Here is a 23,819-nt window from a genome sequence, read left to right on the forward strand (position 1 = left end):
AATAACTACCTTTGTTTAGAAAGATTCTTAATAATGGTCTTTTGATCAAATATGTACGTAATTAGAAAATCATGGGAAAAACTGAAATGAAAGTAATACAGCTCGCCCTGACTGTAAGTAGAAAAGAATACCTGACGCCACATTATATTCGTGTTTATTTGACTGGTGATGGTGTAGATCAAATCGCTAATACGACCGTCGGAGTCAATAACAAGATCTTGATTCCGCCAAAGCATGTAGATCGCATTTATTTTCCAGAATTTGATTATGAACGAGGGCAGTGGAAGCCGATGGATGAGGCGATTAGGCCAACAGTTCGAACTTATACACATCGCGGTATCAACCTTGATAGAAATGAAGTATGGATTGATTTCGTTGCCCATGGTGATGAGGGGCCAGCTTCAGCTTGGGCTATGGCTGCAAAACCTGGCGATGTGCTCGGGATTCTAATGAAAGCAGGTAAGACGTCCCTATATGAAGTTGCAGCTAACTATCTCCTTGTTGGGGATGCAACTGCAATTCCTGTTCTGGGGGCAATCTTAGAAGATTTGCCACCTTCGGCAAAGGGAATCTGTATGATTGAAGTACATGGTAGCGAAGATATACAGCAATTGAAGACTAAGGCTGCTATTGATTTTATCTGGTTACATAATGATACGCCACAAGAAGGTAGCCTTTTGGCGGATTTGGTGAAGATCAGATCCTTGCCCGTAGCGGATAAATTTGCTTATGTAGCTGCTGAATTTTCGACAGTTAAGGAGATTCGCAATTATTTGCGTAAGGATCTCGGTTGGGGAAGAGAGGAGCTTTATGCTTATTCGTATTGGAAAGCTGGAGTTGCTGAAGATAAATCTGCTACAGATCGCCGTAGTGAGAGTGAAGAAATCCAGGCCTAACGTTTACGATAGGTTATGGAGAAACAGAAACAACTGATCTTAAACGGTAAGTTAAGTAGGGTGATGTGGCAGATGTCGTGGCCTGCCGTGATTGCAATGGTCCTGTATGGTCTGAACAATTTTCTGGATGGTATTTTTGTTGGTCATCTGATTAACAATACAGCGTTGGCAGCTGTCGGTGTAACCTATCCTTTAGCCCAATTTGCACAAGGTTTTGGTACCCTGATCGGAACAGGTATGGGGGCAGCAATTAGTATTTGGATAGGTGGGGATCAACAGGAGAAATTACATAGGTCATTTGGTACGGTGCATTTTTTGACTATTATTTTCTCTCTTATAATTACCCTCCCTTGCTATGCATTTGCCGACAAATTGGTCTACATGATGGGTGGTAGAGGTGATATATTGGCTCTTGGGGTGGATTACTTTCGAACAACCATATTGGGTAGTTTTTTCTGGATTTATGGTTTGGCCCTCAACATGATTATTCGTGCAGAGGGTCGTATGAAAACTGCGGCCTGGATGATTGCAATTGGATTGCTTGTTGATGTCTTACTTAAACCGGTTTTTATAGAACACTTTGGTTGGGGTGTATCAGGGGCAGCTTGGGCAACCAATATATCGATGATCATCTACACATTTTTAGGTGTATGGTATTACGCCGGGGGAAAGGCTTCGTTCAAAACAAAGTTTTGGTCTTTATCTTGGGATTTATCGATTTTAAAAGAAACGCTTTCATTAGGAATGCCCGGGTTTATTATGATGGTCATGATTGTAATCCAGAATATTGTTGTCTTCAACGCATTGGCCAATTACGGAAATGATATGGATATTACGTTTTTTACGGCGGTCAATCGGCTTTATATTTTATTAAATACCCCACTATGGGGGCTTATGCGGGCTTTGCAGCCTGTAACGGGGATGAACTATGGTGCTGGGCAGTATACGAGAAGTATCAATTCGTACCGTTTATTTGCCATTACTGGGCTGCTGATTCTGCTTCCGTTCTGGTTGCTGGTGATGCTTCATCCCGTTGCTGTGATATCGATACTGATACCAGAAGCGATTTTTTCAATACAGCAGCTAATGGATTTCAGAATTTACATGAGTGTTTTATTGGTTCTTCCATTTATTTTTATGGCGATGGTGTGGTTTCCTTCCATTGATCATGCCAAGCCTGCGACTTTTATCAGTGTATTGCGACAGGTTGTATTTTATATTCCTATCTTAATTATTGCGCCAAAATATTTTGGTGTACACAGCATTTATGTAGCGAGCGCGGCGATAGACTGGATTATTTTCATTATAGTCATCTATGCGGTTCGACGAATCACGCGGAAGCTCAATATGCAAACTGATGTATAAGACATTGCAGCGCGAACGATGTTAATGTTAAGTTAAGCAATCTTTAAGATTGCATTGTTAATATACTACTCATCTTCTAGTAATATAGGTTTCATTTTTTTGGGCAAAATTCAAAATAATGAAACCTATTAAACTACCTCAATTTAGGAAAACAGCTCAGGTGACCTTAGCTATTGCATTGCTGAATGCGGCACATGTCGATAGCGTATGGGCAAACTTTGCGAATGAAACTACCAAGCTCGAAATTGCCGATCAAGCTATTATTAAAGGGATTGTTAAGGATCAGGACGGCAAACCTATTGACGGCGGCACGATCATCAATGAAACCAGCAAACAGAGTACGCGTACAGAGTTTAATGGTAAATTCAATCTGAAAGGTCAGGTTGGCGACCAAATCCGTGTTTCTTCTTTAGGATATAAAACAGCTACAATAACTGCTACAGATGGGGATCTTGTGGTGGTTTTGGAAAAGGATGATTCAAAGTTGGATGAGGTTGTTGTCACGGCAATTGGTATCAAGCAACAAAAGAAGCAAATTGGTTACGCTACCCAAGAAGTCAAATTAGACGTACTTAAAGAGTCTAAAACAATGAATATTGGTACAGCGCTAACGGGACAAGTATCTGGTCTTATCGTTAATAATCCAACGGGGATTTTTCAGGCACCATCTTTTCAATTGCGTGGTAAGAGCCCACTTATTGTCGTAGATGGTATTCCTGTAGAATCTGATTTTTACGACATGTCCAGTCAAAACATAGAAAATATCAATGTGCTGAAAGGAACAGCTGCTTCATCTTTATATGGATCGCGCGGTAAAAATGGCGCGATCTTAATTACAACCAAAAGTGCAAAAAGTGATAGGCTGGAGTTTTCGGTTGGAACCAGTAATATGTTTTCTGCTGGATTTACAGTTTTTCCTGAGTCGCAAAAGGAGTTCGGAAGTGGATCCAACGGTAAATATGAGTTTTGGGATGGTGCTGATGGGGGGATTTCAGATGGAGATATGACATGGGGACCCAAATTGAACTCCGGAATAAAGGTGGCACAATGGAACAGTCCGATTCGTGATAAGCAAACTGGTGAAGTGATTCCTTGGTGGGGCGATGTGAGTGGAACCAAGTATAATGATAAGTCACGTTACGAAAGAGTGCCGATTGATTGGGTCGCACATAACAATTTAGAGGATTTCCTTGGAACTGGACTGATTACCGAGAATAATGCGACATTATCGTATCGTTCGGAAAAGGTAAGCATATTTGGAACAGGAAAATATGCCTATCAAAAAGGTCAGGTGCCCAATACAAAGCTTTCTACAGGTGGATTAAATTTGAATACCTCTTACCGTTTTACTCCTGAGGTACAATTAGATCTTAACTTATCCTATAACAAAGTGAAATCTCCAAATTATCCAAGGTATGGATATGGACCTAAAAATCATATGTATACGATTCTGTTGTGGATGGGAAATGATGTAAATGGACAGGAATTAAAGGATCACCTCTATATTCCGGGACAGGAAGGCTATCGTCAAGCAAACTATAACTATGCTTGGTACAACAACCCTTATTTTGCAGCTAATGAGTTGAACCAAGTATACGATCAGGATATTTTGGCCGGGCAGACTGCTTTAACTTGGCGTATTTCACCTGAATTTACCATCAAAGGTCGTGCTGCAGCAAGACAAAAAAATCTATTCCAGGACATGCAGAGTCCTAAGTCTTATATGAATTATGGCGATTCACGGAATGGGGATTATAAAAACTGGGATAGCAAGCAGCTCAATTTTGATGCGGACGTCTTAGCAACCTATATTAAGCAGTTGTCTGATAATTTTGGTGTAACCGTTAATGCGGGATCTTCCACTTTCAAAAGAGATTATCGTGAACTTTATCAAACTACAGATGGTTTAGTTGTACCATTTGTCTACAACTTAGGCAATACCCAAGGCCCAGTTAAGGCAACAAATACAACAACTGAGAAAATAATCCGAAGTGCTTATGCGTCGGTAAATTTAAATGTGTTTAAGTCGACCTATCTGAATTTTTCAGGAAGAAATGACTGGTCTTCCACATTATCAAAGGCAAATCAGTCATTCTTTTATCCATCGGTTTCACTAAGTAGTGTTATCTCCGATTATTTTAAACTGCCAGCGCAAATTGACTTTGTTAAATTGTACAGTTCCTGGGCATCGGTATCTTCTGATCTGGATCCTTATAGCATTGCCGCGACTTATAAAAAAGATGTTACCTATGGTTCGACGCCATCAGTAACCTATCCTGCAGGTATTATTAATCCTGATATCCTTCCGCAGCAGTCCATTTCCTTAGAAATTGGTGCATCTATGGCTTTCTTTAAAAATAGGCTTTCAGCTGATGTAACGTACTATAATGTTGTTGATAAAAATCAGATTATCGATTTGAGTATTTCTCAAGCATCCGCTTTTACTTCGCGTAAAATAAATGGAAATAAATACCGTACAAAAGGATTAGAGATTTCTTTGACAGGGAATATAATTAAAAATGAACAATTTTCGTGGACGTCTACTGTAAACTGGTCCCGTGCAATTCAGCGTTTGGAAGAAATTTATAATAACCAAGCGAAATACGGTAATCTTAAAAAAGGCGATCGTGCAGACAGCTATTATGGTACTGTTTGGGAAAAATCGGCTGATGGTAAGGTTATCTTGAATCCGAATACGGGCATGCCGACCAATAATCCATTTCCACAGTATTTAGGATACTTTCAACCGGACTGGCAATTTGGTTTTGCAAACCAGTTTAAATTTAAGGGATTTCAGGTAAATCTTGATTTCGACGGATCTATTGGCGGCGTGATGAATTCGACAACCATAGAAAAAATGTGGTGGGGTGGAAAGCATCCTTCTTCGGTCTTATATCGTCAGGAACAATATGATGCTGGAAAACCAGTTTTTGTGCCAGATGGGGTGATCGTAACAGGAGGTGAGCTTACCCGCGACGTGAACGGTAATATTACTTCAGATACCCGAACGTATACAAGTAATACAAAAGCTGTTGATTGGCAGGCTTGGAGCCAAAATTATCCTTACCAGGCCAGAGTTACAGAGTCTGAAAGTAAACTGTTTGCCAATGTATTTGATCGATCATTTGTAAAACTACGTAGACTGTCGGTAGGTTATGATGTCAATAAGGTGTTTAAATTAAAACAGCTTACGGCCTTAAATGCATCACTATTTGGCTATAATTTGGCTATGTGGAAGAAAGTACCTTATATCGATCCTGATTTTGGTGTTGGAAACGATGGAAACTTACAAGATCCTTCCACACGATATATCGGTTTTTCTCTAGATTTTAAGTTTTAATAAAGTAGTACGATGAAGTTATTTAATAAACATATATTTCTTGGATTATTTTCTCTTTCAATCATGACTTCTTGTCAGAAATTGACTGAAGTAAATGTTAATCCAAATGAAGCGACAACAACCCACCCGCAAGCTTTATTGACGAAGGTAGAATGGGATGCTTTTCGGACCTGGCACGGTACCTCACCACTATATGCCTTGAAAATGATTGTGCAAACGGATGGTGAAAATGCGAATCAAATTTATAATTGGCAACGAGGAAGCTTTGAGCAATATGGTAATCTTCGCAATATTACCAAGATGACCGAAGAAGCTGAACGTATTGGCGCTGAAAGTTATTTGGCATTAGCAAAATTTTTCCGTGCGTATTATTTTTATAATCTTACCTTAACGTTTGGTGATGTCCCTTATTCAGAAGCAGCAAAGGGTGAAAATTCGGCAATTTTTGCGCCGAAATACGATACACAGAAAGACGTTTTGGTGGGTGTATTGAAGGAGCTCGAGGAAGCAAGTATTATTCTGAAGAAGAACAATAACACCATAAATGGGGATATTATTTATGGTGGAAATAGTAGCAATTGGAACAAGTTAGTCAATTCATTTCGCCTAAAAGTGCTATTGACACTCTCGAAGAAAACGACTGATCTTCCATTTAGTGCAGCAACAGAATTTTCAAAAATATTTACCAATGAGTCCAGAATCACTGATGTTAGTGGTGCTGAAGATGGGCAACTCATCTTTTTGAATCAAGAGGGTAATCGCTATCCTGAATTTAACTCAAGTGGTTATGGATCGGGAATGTATATGGATTCCACTTTTATCCAACGATTGCAGGACCTGAAAGATCCGCGGTTATTTGCCGTCGCTACACAAACAAGACTGGGTAAAGAAGCGGGTAAAGCGATTAATGACTTTACGGCTTATGAAGGCGGTGATCCGATTGTTCCTTATGCACAGGTGAATGCAAAAGCTGTATTAGGTAAATTATCGAAAGTCCACGAACGATTTTATCAAGATCCCACAGCTGAGCCATTGGTCTTATTGGGCTGTTCGGAGATGCAGTTTATTTTGGCTGAAGCCATTTTGAAAGGTTGGATAACGGGCGATCTCAATGCAACGTATACCAAAGGGGTACAGGCATCGTTCAAATTTTATGAAAAGTATGCGAAAAATTTAGGAATTTATACAAATGAAGCACAAGCGGCCAAATATCTTGAACAAAATTCGGTAAGTCTTGACGGAGCTAGTTCCAATGAGCAAAAGCTCGAACGTATCTTGATGCAGAAATACCTGCGCTCATTTCATCAGGGGGGATACTCGGCTTATTTTGATCATTTGCGCACGGGATATCCGAGTTTCCGTAAATCGGCGAATGTGAAAACAGCCTATCGCTGGATGTATCCTCAAGATGAGTACAATAATAATACGGCGAATGTATCTGATGCGATCAAATTACAATTTGGCGGAAATGACAATATTAATTTACAGACTTGGTGGTTAAAATAATGGATTCAAGGAGGGTATTTTTAAAAAAAGCAGCCATGCTGGCAGGGAGTACAGTCGCCATAAACTGGCTGCCTGAATCAATACAAAAAGCCTTGGCGATTGAAGCTCCAAAAGGATCAACTTTTTTGGATGCCGAACATGTTGTCTTTTTGATGCAGGAAAACAGATCGTTTGACCACTGTTTTGGAACTTTGAAGGGTGTACGTGGCTTTAACGATTCCCGCGCGATGAAATTGCCGAATGGCCTACCTGTATGGATACAAGGAAATAAGGAAGGTGCATATTTTGCACCTTTCCATTTAGATATCGTCAATAGTAAATCGACTTGGATGGGGTCGCTTCCGCATGGTTGGCGTGATATGGTTGCTGCTCGTCATGACGGGAAAATGGATAATTGGTTGGAAGCAAAGAGCTCTGGCAATTCAGAATATAAGGCTATGCCTTTAACAATGGGTTATTATAACCGTGCGGATATTCCTTTTTATTATGCTTTTGCAGATGCATTTACAATTTGTGACCAGCATTTTTGTTCTTCACTGACGGGAACGAGCGCTAATCGATCGTATTTTTGGACTGGTACAGTGCGCGAAGAACCCCGTAATCCCGAATCTGTTGCGCATGTAGACAATGGTCAGATCAACTACAAGGATGTCAAATGGAAAACCTATCCTGAACGACTGCAAAAAGCAGGGGTCTCGTGGAAAGTTTATCAAAATGAACTAAGTTTACCAGTAGGCTTTAAAGGAGAAGAGGAAGATTGGTTGGCCAATTTTACAGATAACAACCTGGAGTTTCACCAACAATATGGTGTAAGATATCATTTGGCACATTATCAGTGGATGAAAGAACGGGTAAAAGAGCTGCATAAATTTTTGGAAACAAATCCAAAAGAAGAATTGCTGCACAAAGCCAAAGCGGAATTGGAGGATTTGAAAAGGGATGTCATTCATTATACGCCCGAGAATTTTGAAAAGCTATCCCAGTTCGAAAAAGATATCCATCACAATGCATTTGTGACTAATCTAGCTGATCCCAACTTTCACAAACTTGATAAATTAAGTTATAAAGAAGGTGGAAAGCGGCAGGAAGTTGAGGTGCCAGCCGGAGATGTTTTTTATCAGTTTAGAAAAGATGTTGAAGATCGCCAATTACCTACAGTGTCGTGGTTAGTGGCACCTTGTCGTTTTTCGGATCATCCGGGCTCACCTTGGTATGGGGCATGGTACGTATCCGAAGTCCTCGATATATTGACCAAAGACCCTGAGGTTTGGAAAAAGACAATTTTCATCTTAACTTATGACGAAAATGATGGATATTTTGACCATATCGCTCCTTTTGTTCCGCCATTGAGCACGAACAAAGATCAGGGTGCCGTGTCAGAAATCGACACTTCGGATGAATATGTTACGCTAGAACAGGAGCGAAAAAGGAAAAATAGTAATAATGTAAGTTTTGAAAGTCCTATTGGTTTGGGCTATCGCGTACCAATGGTGATAGCTTCACCCTGGTCTAAGGGTGGTTGGGTCAATTCCGAAGTTTTTGACCACACCTCCTGTCTTCAATTTTTAGAACATTTTTTGGAGAAGAAAACGGGTAAGGTGATACGGGAAGAAAACATCAGTCAATGGCGAAGAATGGTCTGTGGCGACTTAACAACGTCTTTTCGTCCTGTAGATAACATTTCCAAAACAAGGCTTAATCCGGTAGACAGAGACGGGTATGTTGAACGTATATTCTCCGCCAGGAATAAAAAGCTCCCAACAGATTTTGTGAAAATCGACAGCCAAAAACTGGAGGAAATCAAATCGACAGGTCAGTATCATGCAGCTATGCAGATGCAAGAGCAGGGATGGAAGGATGCTTGTGCTTTACCTTATGAATTGCAGCTAAAAGTACAGCATACACCAACGATGCTTTCCATCAGCTCAACCTTGGAAAGAAGGCTCAATACAGCTAAAGCGGGAGCGGGTCTGCCTTATCATGTTATTTCCTATGTGGCGTATGATGGCCGTGCGGCGGGTAAAGTTTGGAATTTTACGGTACGGGAAGGGGATCAATTAGCGTATGAATGGGAACTCGATAAAATTGTAGGAGAGTACATATCATTTGCATTGCATGGCCCTAATGGTTTCTATCGTGCGATTGAAGGCGCAAAGTCGCATATTCCAGCTATTGATGTGTATACGAAAGTAGTTGCTGGAAAGCCTATTCTTTGTGTACAATCAGAGTCGCTAAATTGGGATTTATTTCTTAAAGACTGTTCCTATGATCTTTTCCATGCGAAAGCAATGCGCAAGGATGATCCTGCTTTGGTTGAAATCGATTGCAGCAAGAGTGAAGGTTGGTATGATATCGAAATAACGTGTTCAGAAGATCATGCGGTCAAATTCCGCTATGCTGGACATATAGAGACTGGTAAATCAAGTAAGACAGACCCGTTAATGGGTAAAGTAGAATTATAGCGGAACCAATTAAATACTAGGACGAAAGCGCTGTTTCACGATCGATGAACACAGCGCTTTCTCTTTTGCAAAATAGAGCAAGATTCTTTTTGTGTGGATTCGGGCAAAAATGGGATTTGTGTCTCTTGTGTCAAAACGTTATTTTTATGGTTTGGATCGTAGTTCATTACAGAGAGCTACACATCATGACGAATATGGAGGAGCAAAAAATTATTTTGGTTGAAGATGAACAGGATGTTGCTGATTTGATCGTACAAGGCTTAGGCGAGGATGGCTATAGGGTCATTCATCTGGGGCGTTCGGAAGGTCTGGAACAGCTTTTGGCGAAGCAAGATGTCTCTCTTGTGCTATTGGACATTCTTTTGCCGGGAACCAATGGCCTGGATATTTGTAAGCAGATCAGACAGTGGGGGTATACCGATTTACCTGTTATGATGCTGACTGCACTTGGTACTCCAGAAAATGTGGTGCTCGGACTCGATAATGGTGCCGATGACTATCTTTCCAAGCCCTTTAAGCTCATTGAATTGAAGGCTCGGATACGTTCATTGATCCGCAGGCAACAGTCTATCGTACAGGCAACACAACGTGAGTTACAGCCCTCGAAAGACACATTTAGTTATGGTTTTCTGAGTATCGATGATTATAAAAAAATAGCCTACTGTGAGGGGCAGGAACTCAATCTGACAAGTACAGAGTATCGTTTACTCTTGTTGTTTATTCAGAGCCCTAAAAAGGTATTTGAGAGAACGGAGCTTTTGGACAAAATATGGGGGATAAATTTCGATATTGGATCAAATGTCGTCGATGTTTATGTGAATTATTTGAGAAAAAAGATTGAAAAAATAACGAGCAAAAAAGCGATCCATACGGTTATTGGTATGGGATATGTTCTAAAAATAGAAGACTGAATATTTAAAAATGCACAATTATAATCGAAAGCTTATTTATCTCATTGCAATTCTGGTCATTTATGTGAGTTGTTTTGTTGGCTTTATTTTTTATTCCGTTACGAATTTTGCTTTTACAGATTTTTATAAACGGCTGGATCTGCGGCGAAATATTGCTGCGGAAAAATTTCTGAATAGTAAATCCGCCTCCCAGGCCGATCAGTGGAGCCTTGATTTTATAGAAAATCTCAATAATCAGCATGAATTTTTAGTTGAATTTGATAGCAATGGTACTATTTTAAGAAGCCAGGGATTTCATCAAGAACTATGGGATAAAATCAATAAAAAGGGAAGCTCAAATTTCAAGTCGGGTAATCAATTCTATTCAACGAAATATTTTTCGCAAAATGGTCGAAAGTATATTGTAGGCGCTTCCGCTGAAAATTACTTTTATACACACCATTTGGCCTACCTTCGTAATCTGCTTATTATAAGTCTGATTTTGGGGATTCTCTTTATATTCGTTGTTTCGGTTTTTATGAAACGTTCGTTCTTAAAGCCAATATTAACCATGATGAAAGAGGTGCAAGAGATTGGTTCGGAAAATCTCTATAAGCGATTGGATGAGGATAAATATAAAGGTGAGCTTCATGGTCTGTCACTCACATTTAATCGGATGTTGACGCGCTTAGAAACTTCTTTCGAAACACAAAAGAACTTTATCAGCAATGCATCACATGAGTTAAATACGCCATTGACATCCATCATAGGACAGGCCGATCTTGCTTTATCCAAAGAACGAACAACAGCGGAGTACCAACGAACATTATTTAAGATCATTGAGTCGGCAGAGCATTTGGAAAAGAAAACAAAAGCACTTTTACTGTTGGCGCGTACAGGTTTTGTGAATAATGCGACCGCATTTAGCCCCGTTCGTATTGATCAGATCGTGATGGACGCCGAGTTGACTGTAAAGGCCATCAATGATAAATTTAAGATTATCACAGATTTCAGCCTTTTACCAGATGATAGTATGCGACTTAAGGTGAATGGAAATGCAATTTTGTTACAGCTTGCGCTATCTAATATTATCAGTAATGCCTGTAAGTATTCATCCGATAGAACCGCTTATATTGCTTTAGGAGCATTGGACAATAAAGTGTTTATTTTAATAAAAGACAAAGGTATAGGAATACCCTCCCGCGAATTGGATCATATCTACGATCCTTATTTTAGAGCGTCCAACACGAGCGGCATTGATGGTTATGGTATTGGACTTCCTTTGGCCAGAAATATTATTAAGTTGCATGGTGGCACATTGAAGGTCAATTCTGTTGTGAGTGAAGGCACTACGGTAGAAATTGAACTACCCACTTACCTTCGGTTTTAATGTGGTTTTAATTTCAACTACATTTCTAATCTCATTTTAATCCTGTTGCTCGCTTTCTAATGGAAAGCTAATTTTAGATTCATTCCGTTGCCATATGTGCGTTTTAACTTTGCTAAAAAAAAAGCATGGCTAAAACAACGCGTATATTAATACCTAGTGATTTTACAGTTGACTCACTCCGTTTTGTGCGTCAAAGTATTGAAGAGTCAGTGGCTGATTCTATCGATATTATCCTTGTGTATGGCAATAAAAGCAGCACTTCTGCGAGTGAATTACTCGGAATTGGATTGGAAGATCAATTGGAAACACTTCAATCTGAATCTTTTTTAAAAGCCTGTAGCGGAATCTATCAGCGCTATAAAAACCGTAAGCTCAGTATTTTTGCAGATATTTTGGGTACCGATAACAGTCATTATTTGCAGCATTACCTCAAAGGACAGTCTGTAAATGAGGTCATCATACCACGTGATTATACCTATAAAAAGAAAACACGCAATTTTTTTAATGTCGCTAGTGCACTCCGTAAAGTCGAGAGTCAAATTCCTTCTACAATTTCATTTAAGGAACAACCAGGTATCAGAAACAGAGAAATCGGACTAATTGAATGATCGATCGGAGTTTTTACTTTTGTTTTTAGCTGAAATTCATCATTTATAACTTATCTTCTATCTATTTTTATGGGGCATATACAAGGCGGACCATCACCTTTACAACGGTTGGCCAGCTTATTACATACTGAACGAAAAACGATCAATTTTATATTTATTTATGCTATTGTCATCGGTATCTTTAGTCTGACGATTCCAATTGGAATCACGGCGATTTTCAATTTTTTAAGTAATGGAGCGATGTATAGCTCTACCTATATCTTAATTGCCTTTGTCCTGTTTGGTGTAATCGTAGCGGGTACGTTATTGATCGGTCAACTGACCTTAGTCGAGTATTTAGAGCAAAAAATCTTCTTAAAATCGGCACTTGAATTTTCTTATCGCCTCCCAAGAATAAAACCTAAAGAGTTACTTGGAAAAAATCTTGTGGAGTTGGTTAACCGTTTTTTTGATGTTATCATTATTCAAAAGGGAATTATCAAACTTTTGATCGATATCATCGCCGCATTGGTGACAATTTTCTTTAGCGTGGTCTTATTGTCATTTTATCATCCTGTATTTCTGGCCTTTGGCATTATTGTCATTTTTTCTGTTATTACGATACTTATTTTATACTATAAAAGAGGGTTGAAAACAAGTATTGAAGAGTCTGAATACAAATATGAGACGGTAGCCTATTTGGAAGCTGTTGCCGGACAAATTGACCATTATCGTGCTGATGAGATGAAAATGAACGAAGTGACAAAAACAACAGATTATATTGTCAGTAAGTATTTAGGGGCGAGAAACGATCATTTTAAGGTTTTAAAGCGCTTTTTTATTGGTTCTGTCCTACTTCGCACCCTGTTGTTTGGAGCGATGCTCTTGCTTGGATCTTATTTTGTTGTGGAGCGGCAAATGACTTTTGGTCAATTTGTTGCGGCTGAAGTTGTCATCGTTCAAATTGGTTATGCCATTGAAAAACTGATGACAAATTTGAATACGATTTTTGATATGCTTACTGGAGTTGTCAAATTGGCGGCTGTAACGGATCTTGCGTTGGAGGAGGACGCTGCGGTTTATGTTGATTAATAAGGATCGTTCGAGTCAGAAAACGCTCTCATGGAGAGATCTTTCCGATGATGCAGTTGGCAAGTTATTGAAAGAGCGGGGATCCCTCGTCTTGGGGCGAATTCTTGTGTTTTCTGGGATTGTTTTTGTACTAGCACTTTTTCTCCCATGGAGGCAGACAATTCCTGGAGTAGGAGCGGTTACCGCTTTACGTCCACAGGACAGACCGCAGACCATCCAAAATCAGATTGGTGGTCGCATTGAGTATTGGGCGGTTACCGAAGGGCAGGAAGTGAAGAAAGGTGATACGATTTTAGTGCTTTCGGAGACTTCTCAATCTTATTTTGATCCCATGTTACCATTGCGATTAGAAGAGCAATTGAATGCCAAACAAAGCGGAGAAGATGCTGCTAATCAAAAAATGAAAGCCACTGAAGCACAGATTGAAGCATTGAAAAATGGGCTTGATTTCCAGCTTGCGTCAGCTAAAAATAAGGTGATTCAAGCTCAAAATCTGGTAAAAATAGATAGCGCAGAATTGGTCGCTGTCATGAGCTTTTTTGAGACCAGCGAAAAGCGGCTCAAACGGTACGAAGAGGGCTATCGTGACGGTTTATTTTCCTTAACAGATATTGAAACAAGGCGCTTAAATCTGCAAAATGATCGAGCTAAAGTTGTAAGTGCAGATAACAAGTTGTCGAATTCAAGACAATCATTAACGAATGCCAGTATCGAATTAAACAATATCCGTGCAAAGTACAATGAATCATTGGCGAAAGCGCAGTCCGATTTAAGTTCCGCCTTTTCCTCCAAAGCCTCAGTACAAGGGGATATCGCCAAACTGAGAAATGAGATATCCAATATTGATGTACGACGTGGGTTATATGTCGTGAGGGCGCCACAAGATGGTTTTATTGTAAAAACCTTTAAGGCAGGAATTGGTGAAAATATGAAGGAAGGAGAGTCCGTTGCGACATTACAGCCTAAAAAACCACTGCTTGCCGTAGAGCTTTATGTAAACGCAATGGATGTTCCACTGATTGAGCCGGAAAGTGATGTAAGGCTACAATTTGATGGCTGGCCATCGATCCAATTTTCCGGATGGCCGTCTGTCGCGGTCGGTACCTTTGCTGGAAAAGTTTCAGTCATCGATAAAGTGAGTAGTACGAATGGCCGATTTAGGATTTTGATACGCGCAACAGATCCTGTTCCGGAAGGAGATGAGCCTTGGCCTGTTCAGTTAAATCAGGGCTCAGGTGCTTATGGAAGGGTTATTTTAAATAAAGTCCCATTATGGTATGAGATATGGCGACAGTTGAATGGCTTTCCGCCGAGTTTGGAAAGAGAACCAAAAGAAAGGGAGAAAAAGTAATTGTTATATGAATAAATTGAATTTTATTTTTATCGTGTTTTGCTTTTTTTTCTCTCCTCATCTTTCGGCTCAGGAAAAGGAGTATGGAGCAACGAATACTTTTACCGTGGATGACATGGAAGAGCTTTTAATGGCCAATCATCCCATCGTTAAACAAGTGAATCTGCTGAGTGAAACTGCAAAAGCCCAGGTAACACAGGCGTTAGGAAAGTTTGATCCGACGCTAAATTCCAGTTTTAAAAATAAGCATTTTGGCAAGACGGATTATTACAATCAGTGGAATAGTGAGTTGAAAATTCCACTTTGGTTAGCTGGCGCAGATCTGAAAATTGCTTATGATCGAAATGTTGGTTATTATACAAACCCGCAATCCCGAACAAATAATGCAGGGCTTTCCGCAATCGGTTTAAGTATTCCATTGGGGCAAGGTTTAATTGTCGATAGTAGAAGAAATACGTTGCAGCAGGCAAAGGCTATGATCAGCTACCTAGAAGGCGAAAAGATAAAACAAATAAATGCCATTTGGTTTCAGGCACTTTCAGATTACTGGAATTGGTATTTTGCCTATCAACAGTATCAGCTTTTATTGGAGGGTGTAAAATTGGCTGATCAACGGTTTAAAGCAATCAGTGAGCAGACGACGCTGGGAGATAAACCTGTAATTGATTCCATCGAAGCTTCGGTCGTTGTAAAAGAACGGCGGATAGAACTTTCAAAGTATGAAGTTGAACTTAAAAACGCGAAAATTGTATTGTCCAATCATCTGTGGAATGATCAACAATTTCCAGTAGAACTTCCAGATCATGCCATACCGCTTAAGCTCGAAGATCCTGCTATTTTGCCAGATAATAGTGTGATCGAGGCACTTCTTGATTCGGCAAAAATTGCTCATCCCGAAATGATCAAGTTGGCTAGTAAAAATCAACAACTTCTATTTGAGGAACGTTATCGAAAAGAAATGCTTAAACCTAAATTTAATGTGTCAGGCACGCTCATTTCTAGCCGTCACGGTTTTAATGATTTTGTACCACCGCAGTATGATTTTAATTGGCAGAATTATAAAGTAGGTTTTGAATTTGCATTTCCACTTTTTATTCGCGCCGAACGTGGGAAGCTCAAAGAGGTACGGATTAAGCAAGATCAGCTGAGATTTGAACAGGTTGCGACCCAGAGAAATATTTACAATGAAGTCGTTAAAAAATATAATGATTTAAATGCTTACAGTAAACAGATTGAACTTCAATCGATCAATATAAGTAATCAGGAACTGCTTCTTAGGGGTGAATTAAATAAGTTTGAGCTGGGTGAATCAACCTTGTTTGTTGTTAATAGTAGGGAAAACAAGCTGATCGAAATGCGGATCAAGCAAGAGAAGCTTGTTACGGACTACAGAAAGGCACTAGCGGAATTATATTACAAAGCCGGAACTAAATTTTAATCCCATTTTAATCTGCATCTTTTTTTTAATCTCATTTTAATATCGGTCTTAAAATTCTAATAGAAAGTTAATTCCAGATTCATTCGGTTGCCATGATGACCTATTAATTTTGTATAAAAATAATTGGATATGGCAAAGGCAATGCGTGTATTGATTCCAAGTGATTTTACGATTGATTCACTTTTTTTTGTGATTCATAGTATAGAGCAATCGACAGCCGAAGAACTTGATATCATTCTTGTCTATGGTAATAAGAGCAGTACATCGATCAGCGAACTATTGGGAATCACATTGGATGACCAACTCAGTAATCTTCAATCGGAGGACTTTTTGAAGGCCTGCCAGATGATCTGTCATCGTTATGAAAATCGTAAGCTAAATATCTATACAGACATCATCGGTTCTGACAATCTCAATTATTTACAACATTATTTGCGCGGAGCTCGGATTGATGAAGTCAAAGTTCCCACAGATTATGAATTTGAAAAAAGAACACGGCATTTTTTCGATGTCGGACAGGCTTTGCTTCACTTGAGTAAAAGTAAACAGAAGAATGTCTCGATTGTCGCAAGACCTGGGACAAACAAAACAGGAGGAAATGTCTTGGCGGATTTATTTTTTAACAAGAAATGGGATGTTAACTATTAAGAGAAAAATATTAGCAAGGTTCAACTTCGTCTTGTTGTCCTTTTTGCTTTTAGGAGCTAGTTCAATGGTTATGTTTTATGAAAACCCCGAGCGGCTTTTAGAAGGAGAGTGGGAAGAGCAAGGTTGGTACTTTGAGAAAGTGGAGAAGTCTCCAACGTTCAAAAAACAGGCGGTTATCCATGAAGGAATAAAAGATGCTGCAATCGCTCACCTTCCACCTTTGCAGGATGGATTATGGCATTTTGAAAAAATGGGTGACAAAAATTTTATTGCCCATCATGAGGACAAACAATACAATTGGTTTTTGAAGGGACGAGGCCATATCCTTGAGCTTCGGAAAAATGATGAGCTTATAGAGAGCTTTGTCATACAAAAATTGAATAAAAACCAATTGATACTGCATCTTAACTTGGATATGCAGACGAAAGGAATCGCACGAATTGTGCTGAAAAAAGGAGGAAAGGAAAAATATGCTGAGAAAATATAGCAATCATAGAACGATTCAAGATAATATCAAATTAGGGGGAATAACTGCATTCTCTGCGGGAATGGTCAATGTCGCATCTGTCATTGTCTTTTTCTCGTTTACATCCAATGTAACAGGTTATTATGCGGTTTTTGCGCAAGAGATTGCGAAAGGAAATTGGTATCAAGGTGCAGTAGTGCTATTATGGATTTTACTTTTTCTAGTCGGGAGTATGCTTTCGAATCTTATCATCATTCATGGTAAAGGACGTTTTAGCTCCTATCTGACACATTCCATTCCTTTGGCATTGGAAATACTGAGTATATTATTTGTCGGGATATATCTTGATGTATTTTATGAAGATTCTTTGAAAGAAACAGAGATACTTGTAGGTGCATTGCTGTTTGCAATGGGATTGCAAAATGGTTTAACAGCGAGCATATCGAATTCTGTTGTGAAAACGACACACTTGACAGGGCTAACGACAGATTTAGCAATATTGATTTCGATGTTCACTAAGGAGTCGAACCGAAGCAATAAGGCATTGGTCGACAAATTCCATTTACTGCTGAGTATCGTGGGAGCCTATGTCATGGGAGGGCTTGTGAGCGGTATTTCATTCACCTATTTATCGAATAAGACATTTTACGTGGTTTGTTTTGTTCTTTTAATCATTGGTTTGTACGACCATTACAAATTGTATCTATTGAAAAAGCAATTTGTGAATCGTCATCGTCAGCCAGTGGCAGCTTAGTTGACCGAGAAAGTTCTTGGTTAACTAAGCTAAAGGGCAAATATTTTTTAATCGCATTTCAAAAAATGCGATTTTTTTTGTCCGAAAAATGCTTATCTTCAACCTCGGTTATCACGCTCTACCAATGCGCATGAAAGACTACTTAATCAATTTAAAACCACGTCATGATCAAATTCTTTTCCATCCGGCCTTTTTGGACACTCTCTCTAATTTCTCTGTCAGTATCACCGCTCTGTGTAAAACAGGTTTGTGCGCAAGAATTGCACAGCCAAAGATCAGTACATGATCAACATAAAAACCAACAGAATCTTTTACGGGCGATCCAATTGATTGATCGGTCAATGGAAGTCTATTTTTCTGGTGAAGATTTCAAAATGCATCGTTTTTATAATCCATTTACGCAGGTTCGATCCGAAGAAAAAGCGAGTGTATGGATGTACTCTGCGTCGATAGAAGCTGTAAACGCTGTGTTGAGCGGCTTGAAAAAGCAACAAAAGGCAGGTAATACCGAGCTTTACGGAAAGTATTATTCCCGCTATGTGGATTTATTGGCTAAGCTTCATGCAAATGCAGCTTATTATTTAGGGACATTTACGCTAACATCTTTTACACAACATAAAGAATGGACGGTGTATGCTGTCGATCGCGTCCGAGAAAAAGGAAAAGCAAATGTAACGGGAGTTTTGAATGTCTATGATGATCAGATGTGGCTAGTACGGGAATTATTGGAAGCCTATCACTTGACTGGGCAAGAACGTTATTTGCAAGAAGCTGAATACCTTACTGCCTATGTTCTTGATGGTTGGGATTGTACTTTGGATGAGAAAGGGAAAGAGCATGGTGGAATCCCATGGGGCCCAGGATATGTAACTAAGCATGCCTGTAGCAATGCACCGATTATTAGTCCGCTTGTTGCATTGTATGAAATCTATAAAAAGAAAGGAGACCAAATCGTTGCGCATTCCATTGATCAGAAAGATAAATTAACCCGTATTTCTAAAAAAGAGAAGAAGAGCGATTTTTATCTCCGTTATGCTAAAAGGATTTATGATTGGCAAAAGGTATATCTTCTTAATGAAAAAGGTGTTTATGCTGATATGATGGGTGATTGCTTTCCAGATTGTTCGATAGCTTATGAAACGGTCAACGGTGTACAATACCGAAAAAATACCGAGCTCAGAAAAGCGGTTGGAACAGCATTTTCCTATAACAGTGGTACGATGATTTCAGGAGCCGCCGACTTATATCGTGTTACGAAAGCAAAAAGCTATTTAGAAGATGGCAAGAAACTGGCCGATGCGACTTTTACTTATTTTGGAAAGTTAGGGCAGCAGATTCCTGAGCACTATACCTATGCGACAGATGGTTTTAATAATTGGTTTAACGGCGTGTTGTTAAGAGGATATACCGCTATATTTCCCAATTATAGCAAGGCTGGACTGTATGCAAAATCTTTTCAGGATAACTTGGATTACGGCTATACCCACTTCTTGAAAGATGGATTTCTGCCGAATGACTTGCTCGGAGGCTGGGCAAATGATAAAAGTAAGAATGATTTGGAAGGAATGTTTATGTTCACTTATGCAGCACAGTATGCAACACTTGCGCAAGTTGAATCAACAAAATAGGTGCACGCTTGGACGGACACCTATTTTTATTCAGATATGATTATTTGCTGGGTTAAGATTTAGATAAAGCAGTTTGAGCGTCCTGAAATTCGGTAGGACTTTGGCCAAACTGCTTTTGAAAATTACGTGAGAAATGAGTAGCGGAACTGTAGCCCAATAAATTAGAAATTTCGTAAACTTTATATTGTTTTTGAATAAGCAGTTCTGCTGCTTTTCTGAGCCGAGTTAAATTAATCAGTTCATTGGGTGATAGGCTGGATACCACATTGATTTTGCGATAGAGTGTAGGTCTGCTCATGCAGAGAATATCGGCCATTCTATCCACATTAAACTGGGGATCATCGAGATGTTGCATAATGATTTCTTCAATCTTCAGCAAGAACTCTTGTTCACTTTGATTTTGCCCGATCTGTTGGATTTGTGACATCGGATTTTTAATAAAAAACTCCTTGACCTTGACTCTATTCTTTAATAAACTGGCTATTTGTGCTCTTAAAAAAGCGGGCGAAAAAGGTTTTTCAATGTAAGCGTCGGCACCAAATTCTAAACCCTGAATTTTTGATTCAATACTATTTTTTGCTGTCAAAAGTATAACTGGAATATGTGCATAAGCGATATCCTCCTTAATTTTTTGACAGAGCTCAAAACCATCCATTTCTGGCATCATTACATCACTTACGATCAGATCGAAATATTCAGAGGCTAATAAATCTAGGGCTTCTCTTCCATTAGAACTCGTTGTTATCTGATAATCTTCATTGAGATCATCCGCAATAAATTCAAGCAGTTCGGTATGATCATCTACTAATAATAAATTGGATTTGGCATTCATAATTATGGGTTTGTATTGTGATTCAAAGGTAACGTCAAGCTAAATACGTTCAATTGGAGGTCGTTTGTACTATATAACAAGGTACCTTGGTGTTTTAAGGTTAGGGATCTTGTCAATGCCAAGCCTAGACCGCTTCCAGGAACATTCTTATTTTGCTTTAAACGATTGAATGGTTCAAAAATTCTTTCCCTTTCTTCTGAAGGAATTAAAGCTCCGTCGTTTTTCACGGTCAATATAAAGATATTTTTCTGTTTATCCATATTCAAATTCACTTCAATATAGGATGAGGAATATTTAAGGGCATTATTCAATAAGTTGTAACAAATCTTGTCGAATGCGTCGATATCGACTTGACCTATAATATCGGGTATAATGTGCGACACAATCTGCTTTCCCTGTGCCTGGAGTGTGACCGTAAAATTGTTGATGATTTCCTGAACCGTTTGGCTTATGTTTTCTGATTCAAAGTGTAATTTGAATCCTTCCGTTTCGACCTGTCTAAAATCCAGTAATTGGTTACTAAGCGCAATCAACTTCTCCGTATTGTTCTGCATGGTCAATAATAGCTTGTCTGTTACAGGATTGTGATCTACCTTATCCATAAGCTTCTCTAAGGGGGCTTTGATCAATGTCAACGGTGTGCGTATTTCATGGGCAACATCGGTGTAAAAATTGATTTTTGAACGGTAGAGTTCTTGCTCACGTAGATTTTGTACGGTTAGAAGGTGTTGTCGATTGCGTTGTTTGATCTTTTCATTGAAATGATGAATAACAAATACAATGAGCCCCACAAGGATTAGTGCGTAGCAAACAAAAGCTGGTATACTTGCCCATATAGGAGGAAGAATCGTGATTTTAAGACTAGCAAAGGTGGGTATTGTGTTACCATTTGGATCCTCCGCTTTTACGGTAAAAACATAGTTCCCAGGCGCAAGTTTGGTGAAGTAAGCACGTTGATTGCTTGTAATGTCTATCCAATTGTCGTCAAGACCATCCATTTTATAACTATAGTGAATAGAGTGGGGGGCTTGGTAGTGTAATGCCGCAAAATCAAGACTGAAGGATGATTCGTCGTGTTTTAGTTTGATATTTTTTGTGAATAAGATTGATTTGGATAAAATACTTGCATCGGTATATTGATTGATCGCTCTATTGTTGATGTAAAAATTAGTGATATAAATCGGTATTTGATTCTTATAGTTAATTTGGTTTAGTTTTTCCGGATTGAAACGTATAAGGCCATTGATGGTACCGAAATAGAAGTTCCCATTGTCGTCATCAAAAGATGAATTGTAATTGAACTGAATCGTCGGTAGGCCTGACTCCAAGTTGAAGATCCGTTTTCTGCCATTGGGCAGATGATAGCGTACCAGCCCTTTAGAGGTACTTACCCAGAGATTCTGTTGTTTGTCTTCTAAAAATGCGAGCGTTACGTTACTGGGCATTCCTTCTTCCAGGCCAATGTTTTCAAAACTATCCTGATTTAATTTCTTCTTAGCCATTCCACCTTCAGTGGCGATCCAAATTTGATTTTTTGAATCCTCAAATAGACTATTGACCCTATTGTTAGGCAAAGAATTGGGGGCATTCTGATGATGTGTATAATGTTTGAAATAACGTGTGGTCGGATTATAGCAAAATAGCCCATCGCGCCATGTACCTACCCAGATATTTCCCTCTTTATCTTCCAAAATAGTCGTGTAAAACATGTATTCGGGGACATTATCAATGAGGTGAAAAGACTTTTTTTCAAAGTTAAACCGGTATAAGCCACGAGTTGATGCAGCTATAATGTCTCCTTTTCGAGTTTTATAGAGATAAAATAGAAAATTGCTTTGTAGATCAGAAGGGGTTGCATTGTTATTGCGATCGATGTGATAAATGACTTTTTGAAGCTTTGGCGAAAATATGTCCAGGCCATTGACGAAGGTGCCGATCAGTAGTTTATCACCAATAGGAAGAACGCCATGGATATTATTGTTTGCCAGATTCCCCTGCTTATCGGAAAAGTTTTGGATATTACCCGACTTAGGGTCCAGTTTAGATAGCCCTCCATTTTCGGTGCCTATCCATATATTCTGATCGATATCTTTTTTGATAATGCGTACAACAGAGCCTTTTAAGCTCCCGGGGCGATCTTGTGGGAGGAATTTTTCGATGATACTATTGTTCTTATGATAATAGTTGATCCCACCAAAATAGGTTCCCAGCCAAATACCCTCATCCTTATCCTGTAGGATGTTATAAATGGCATTGTCAGATATACCCCAAGGGTTTTCTTGTTCTTTCTGAATGTTGATGTAACGTCGGCTAGCAATTTGATAAATGAAGAGGCCCGACTCCGTTGCAAACCAATATTCATGATCATTTGGCTGTATAATATCTCTGACATAGAGAAATTGATGCAGTTGATCTGGTCCAAGGATAGACTTAAGGGATTTATCTCGAAAGCGATAGCTATAAACACCAGTTTTTGAAGTACCAATCAATAAGTCTCCGTCGCGGTTTTCCATTATTTTCTCAATACTAAACCAATCCTTAGCACCATATTTTGCTTGAAAGTCAAGCATGAGTACGGGTTTTCCGGAAGGACCTATTTGGAAGATTTTGCCTTCAGGAGTTCCAAAAAATACCGCTCCATTTTTTGTGCAGCTGATGGACGTAATGTAGAGATCTGATTTTGTAAATTGTTGAATTGCATGACTAACTAAATCATGGCAATAGAGCATTCCATTTGATATAAACCAGATCCTTTTGCGTTGATCGGTAATAATAACAGGGACGTCCGCATTTTCAAATTGTTTACTCAGCAGTCTAAATTGTTCATCGACGGGGTTGTAACAATAGATTCCCTGATCTGTACCAATCCAAATTCTCTTTCGAAAATCTTCTTTCAATGAAATGATATTATTGCCCCCCAGACTATTTTTTCCAGATTTTGATGCATCAAAATGTTTGAAATTATTACCATCAAAACGATTTAACCCATCTTTTGTACCGAACCAAAGAAAGCCCTGACTATCTTGCATACTACAAATGACAGCATTGTTAGACAATCCTTCATTGATTTGATAATGATTGAAATAATAGGGCTGCGCATGGAGCAACGAGGGAAGCAACAGAAAAAATAGAAGACGTAAAGGCTTTAGGTTGATCATGATCATTTGGTTATTG

At 39.1% G+C, this 23,819-nt stretch carries 17 protein-coding genes; 15 read left to right on the top strand and 2 right to left on the bottom strand.

Annotated features, from left to right (window positions below):
* Positions 1-86 precede the first annotated feature (86 nt).
* The 15 genes from AACH28_RS23815 (at position 87) to AACH28_RS23885 (ending at position 19,813) form a co-directional block, all read left to right on the top strand.
* Positions 87-896, top strand: coding sequence for a siderophore-interacting protein (locus AACH28_RS23815; protein WP_341831720.1), 810 nt, complete (start codon positions 87-89; stop codon positions 894-896).
* A 15-nt stretch (positions 897-911) separates the two neighbouring features.
* Complete coding sequence (locus AACH28_RS23820; RefSeq protein WP_341831721.1) at positions 912-2,261, top strand: MATE family efflux transporter; 1,350 nt, start codon at positions 912-914, stop codon at positions 2,259-2,261.
* 118 nt (positions 2,262-2,379) lie between these two features.
* Positions 2,380-5,601 carry a SusC/RagA family TonB-linked outer membrane protein gene (locus AACH28_RS23825; RefSeq protein WP_341831722.1) on the top strand — a complete coding sequence of 1,074 codons (3,222 nt, stop codon included), beginning with the start codon at positions 2,380-2,382 and terminating at the stop codon, positions 5,599-5,601.
* A gap of 12 nt (positions 5,602-5,613) precedes the next feature.
* Entirely contained in the window at positions 5,614-7,107 is a 1,494-nt protein-coding gene (locus tag AACH28_RS23830; protein ID WP_341831723.1) for a SusD/RagB family nutrient-binding outer membrane lipoprotein, read from the top strand.
* The gene (locus AACH28_RS23835; protein WP_341831724.1) at positions 7,107-9,569 is read left to right on the top strand and encodes a phosphocholine-specific phospholipase C; all 2,463 of its coding nucleotides are present in this window, start codon (positions 7,107-7,109) and stop codon (positions 9,567-9,569) included. Before AACH28_RS23830 ends, AACH28_RS23835 begins: the two co-directional genes overlap by 1 nt.
* Positions 9,570-9,715: 146 nt before the next feature.
* Positions 9,716-10,480: a response regulator transcription factor gene (locus AACH28_RS23840; RefSeq protein ID WP_227550161.1), complete on the top strand. Its 765-nt coding sequence runs from the start codon at positions 9,716-9,718 to the stop codon at positions 10,478-10,480.
* 10 nt (positions 10,481-10,490) lie between these two features.
* On the top strand, positions 10,491-11,849 hold the full coding sequence (locus tag AACH28_RS23845; RefSeq protein ID WP_115050496.1) for an ATP-binding protein: 1,359 nt from the start codon (positions 10,491-10,493) through the stop codon (positions 11,847-11,849).
* 125 nt (positions 11,850-11,974) lie between these two features.
* Positions 11,975-12,457, top strand: coding sequence for a hypothetical protein (locus AACH28_RS23850; RefSeq protein ID WP_115050498.1), 483 nt, complete (start codon positions 11,975-11,977; stop codon positions 12,455-12,457).
* A gap of 69 nt (positions 12,458-12,526) precedes the next feature.
* Complete coding sequence (locus AACH28_RS23855; protein ID WP_341831725.1) at positions 12,527-13,528, top strand: ABC transporter transmembrane domain-containing protein; 1,002 nt, start codon at positions 12,527-12,529, stop codon at positions 13,526-13,528.
* The gene (locus tag AACH28_RS23860) at positions 13,518-14,879 is read left to right on the top strand and encodes an HlyD family secretion protein (RefSeq protein ID WP_153845790.1); all 1,362 of its coding nucleotides are present in this window, start codon (positions 13,518-13,520) and stop codon (positions 14,877-14,879) included. Before AACH28_RS23855 ends, AACH28_RS23860 begins: the two co-directional genes overlap by 11 nt.
* Positions 14,880-14,886: 7 nt before the next feature.
* The gene (locus AACH28_RS23865; protein ID WP_341831726.1) at positions 14,887-16,317 is read left to right on the top strand and encodes a TolC family protein; all 1,431 of its coding nucleotides are present in this window, start codon (positions 14,887-14,889) and stop codon (positions 16,315-16,317) included.
* Positions 16,318-16,446: 129 nt separating this feature from the next.
* The gene (locus tag AACH28_RS23870; protein ID WP_182983976.1) at positions 16,447-16,965 is read left to right on the top strand and encodes a hypothetical protein; all 519 of its coding nucleotides are present in this window, start codon (positions 16,447-16,449) and stop codon (positions 16,963-16,965) included.
* A complete protein-coding gene (locus AACH28_RS23875; RefSeq protein WP_075993468.1) occupies positions 16,952-17,452 on the top strand; it encodes a hypothetical protein in 501 nt (166 codons plus the stop codon). Before AACH28_RS23870 ends, AACH28_RS23875 begins: the two co-directional genes overlap by 14 nt.
* Positions 17,436-18,185, top strand: a complete 750-nt coding sequence (locus AACH28_RS23880; RefSeq protein ID WP_341831727.1) for a YoaK family protein — start codon at positions 17,436-17,438, stop codon at positions 18,183-18,185. The genes AACH28_RS23875 and AACH28_RS23880 overlap by 17 nt, the downstream gene beginning before the upstream one ends.
* A 164-nt stretch (positions 18,186-18,349) precedes the next feature.
* Positions 18,350-19,813, top strand: coding sequence for a glycoside hydrolase family 76 protein (locus AACH28_RS23885; RefSeq protein WP_341831728.1), 1,464 nt, complete (start codon positions 18,350-18,352; stop codon positions 19,811-19,813).
* A 52-nt stretch (positions 19,814-19,865) separates the two neighbouring features.
* On the opposite strand, the gene AACH28_RS23890 is transcribed toward AACH28_RS23885, so the two are convergent.
* Positions 19,866-20,645: a response regulator gene (locus tag AACH28_RS23890; RefSeq protein ID WP_075993465.1), complete on the bottom strand. Its 780-nt coding sequence runs from the start codon at positions 20,643-20,645 to the stop codon at positions 19,866-19,868.
* 2 nt (positions 20,646-20,647) lie between these two features.
* Entirely contained in the window at positions 20,648-23,803 is a 3,156-nt protein-coding gene (locus AACH28_RS23895; protein ID WP_341831729.1) for a two-component regulator propeller domain-containing protein, read from the bottom strand.
* Positions 23,804-23,819 lie beyond the last annotated feature (16 nt).

Origin of the sequence: Sphingobacterium thalpophilum, assembly GCF_038396785.1 — a bacterium.
GTDB lineage: Bacteria > Bacteroidota > Bacteroidia > Sphingobacteriales > Sphingobacteriaceae > Sphingobacterium > Sphingobacterium thalpophilum_A.

Excerpts from the sequence above, each read along its gene's own strand:
- AACH28_RS23815 (WP_341831720.1), top strand. The coding sequence starts at position 87 with ATGAAAGTAATACAGCTCGCCCTGACTGTAAGTAGAAAAGAATACCTG.
- AACH28_RS23820 (WP_341831721.1), top strand. The coding sequence starts at position 912 with ATGGAGAAACAGAAACAACTGATCTTAAACGGTAAGTTAAGTAGGGTG.
- AACH28_RS23825 (WP_341831722.1), top strand. The coding sequence starts at position 2,380 with ATGAAACCTATTAAACTACCTCAATTTAGGAAAACAGCTCAGGTGACC.
- AACH28_RS23830 (WP_341831723.1), top strand. The coding sequence starts at position 5,614 with ATGAAGTTATTTAATAAACATATATTTCTTGGATTATTTTCTCTTTCA.
- AACH28_RS23835 (WP_341831724.1), top strand. The coding sequence starts at position 7,107 with ATGGATTCAAGGAGGGTATTTTTAAAAAAAGCAGCCATGCTGGCAGGG.
- AACH28_RS23840 (WP_227550161.1), top strand. The coding sequence starts at position 9,716 with ATGGTTTGGATCGTAGTTCATTACAGAGAGCTACACATCATGACGAAT.
- AACH28_RS23845 (WP_115050496.1), top strand. The coding sequence starts at position 10,491 with ATGCACAATTATAATCGAAAGCTTATTTATCTCATTGCAATTCTGGTC.
- AACH28_RS23850 (WP_115050498.1), top strand. The coding sequence starts at position 11,975 with ATGGCTAAAACAACGCGTATATTAATACCTAGTGATTTTACAGTTGAC.
- AACH28_RS23855 (WP_341831725.1), top strand. The coding sequence starts at position 12,527 with ATGGGGCATATACAAGGCGGACCATCACCTTTACAACGGTTGGCCAGC.
- AACH28_RS23860 (WP_153845790.1), top strand. The coding sequence starts at position 13,518 with ATGTTGATTAATAAGGATCGTTCGAGTCAGAAAACGCTCTCATGGAGA.
- AACH28_RS23865 (WP_341831726.1), top strand. The coding sequence starts at position 14,887 with ATGAATAAATTGAATTTTATTTTTATCGTGTTTTGCTTTTTTTTCTCT.
- AACH28_RS23870 (WP_182983976.1), top strand. The coding sequence starts at position 16,447 with ATGGCAAAGGCAATGCGTGTATTGATTCCAAGTGATTTTACGATTGAT.
- AACH28_RS23875 (WP_075993468.1), top strand. The coding sequence starts at position 16,952 with ATGTTAACTATTAAGAGAAAAATATTAGCAAGGTTCAACTTCGTCTTG.
- AACH28_RS23880 (WP_341831727.1), top strand. The coding sequence starts at position 17,436 with ATGCTGAGAAAATATAGCAATCATAGAACGATTCAAGATAATATCAAA.
- AACH28_RS23885 (WP_341831728.1), top strand. The coding sequence starts at position 18,350 with ATGATCAAATTCTTTTCCATCCGGCCTTTTTGGACACTCTCTCTAATT.
- AACH28_RS23890 (WP_075993465.1), bottom strand. The coding sequence starts at position 20,645 with ATGAATGCCAAATCCAATTTATTATTAGTAGATGATCATACCGAACTG.
- AACH28_RS23895 (WP_341831729.1), bottom strand. The coding sequence starts at position 23,803 with ATGATCAACCTAAAGCCTTTACGTCTTCTATTTTTTCTGTTGCTTCCC.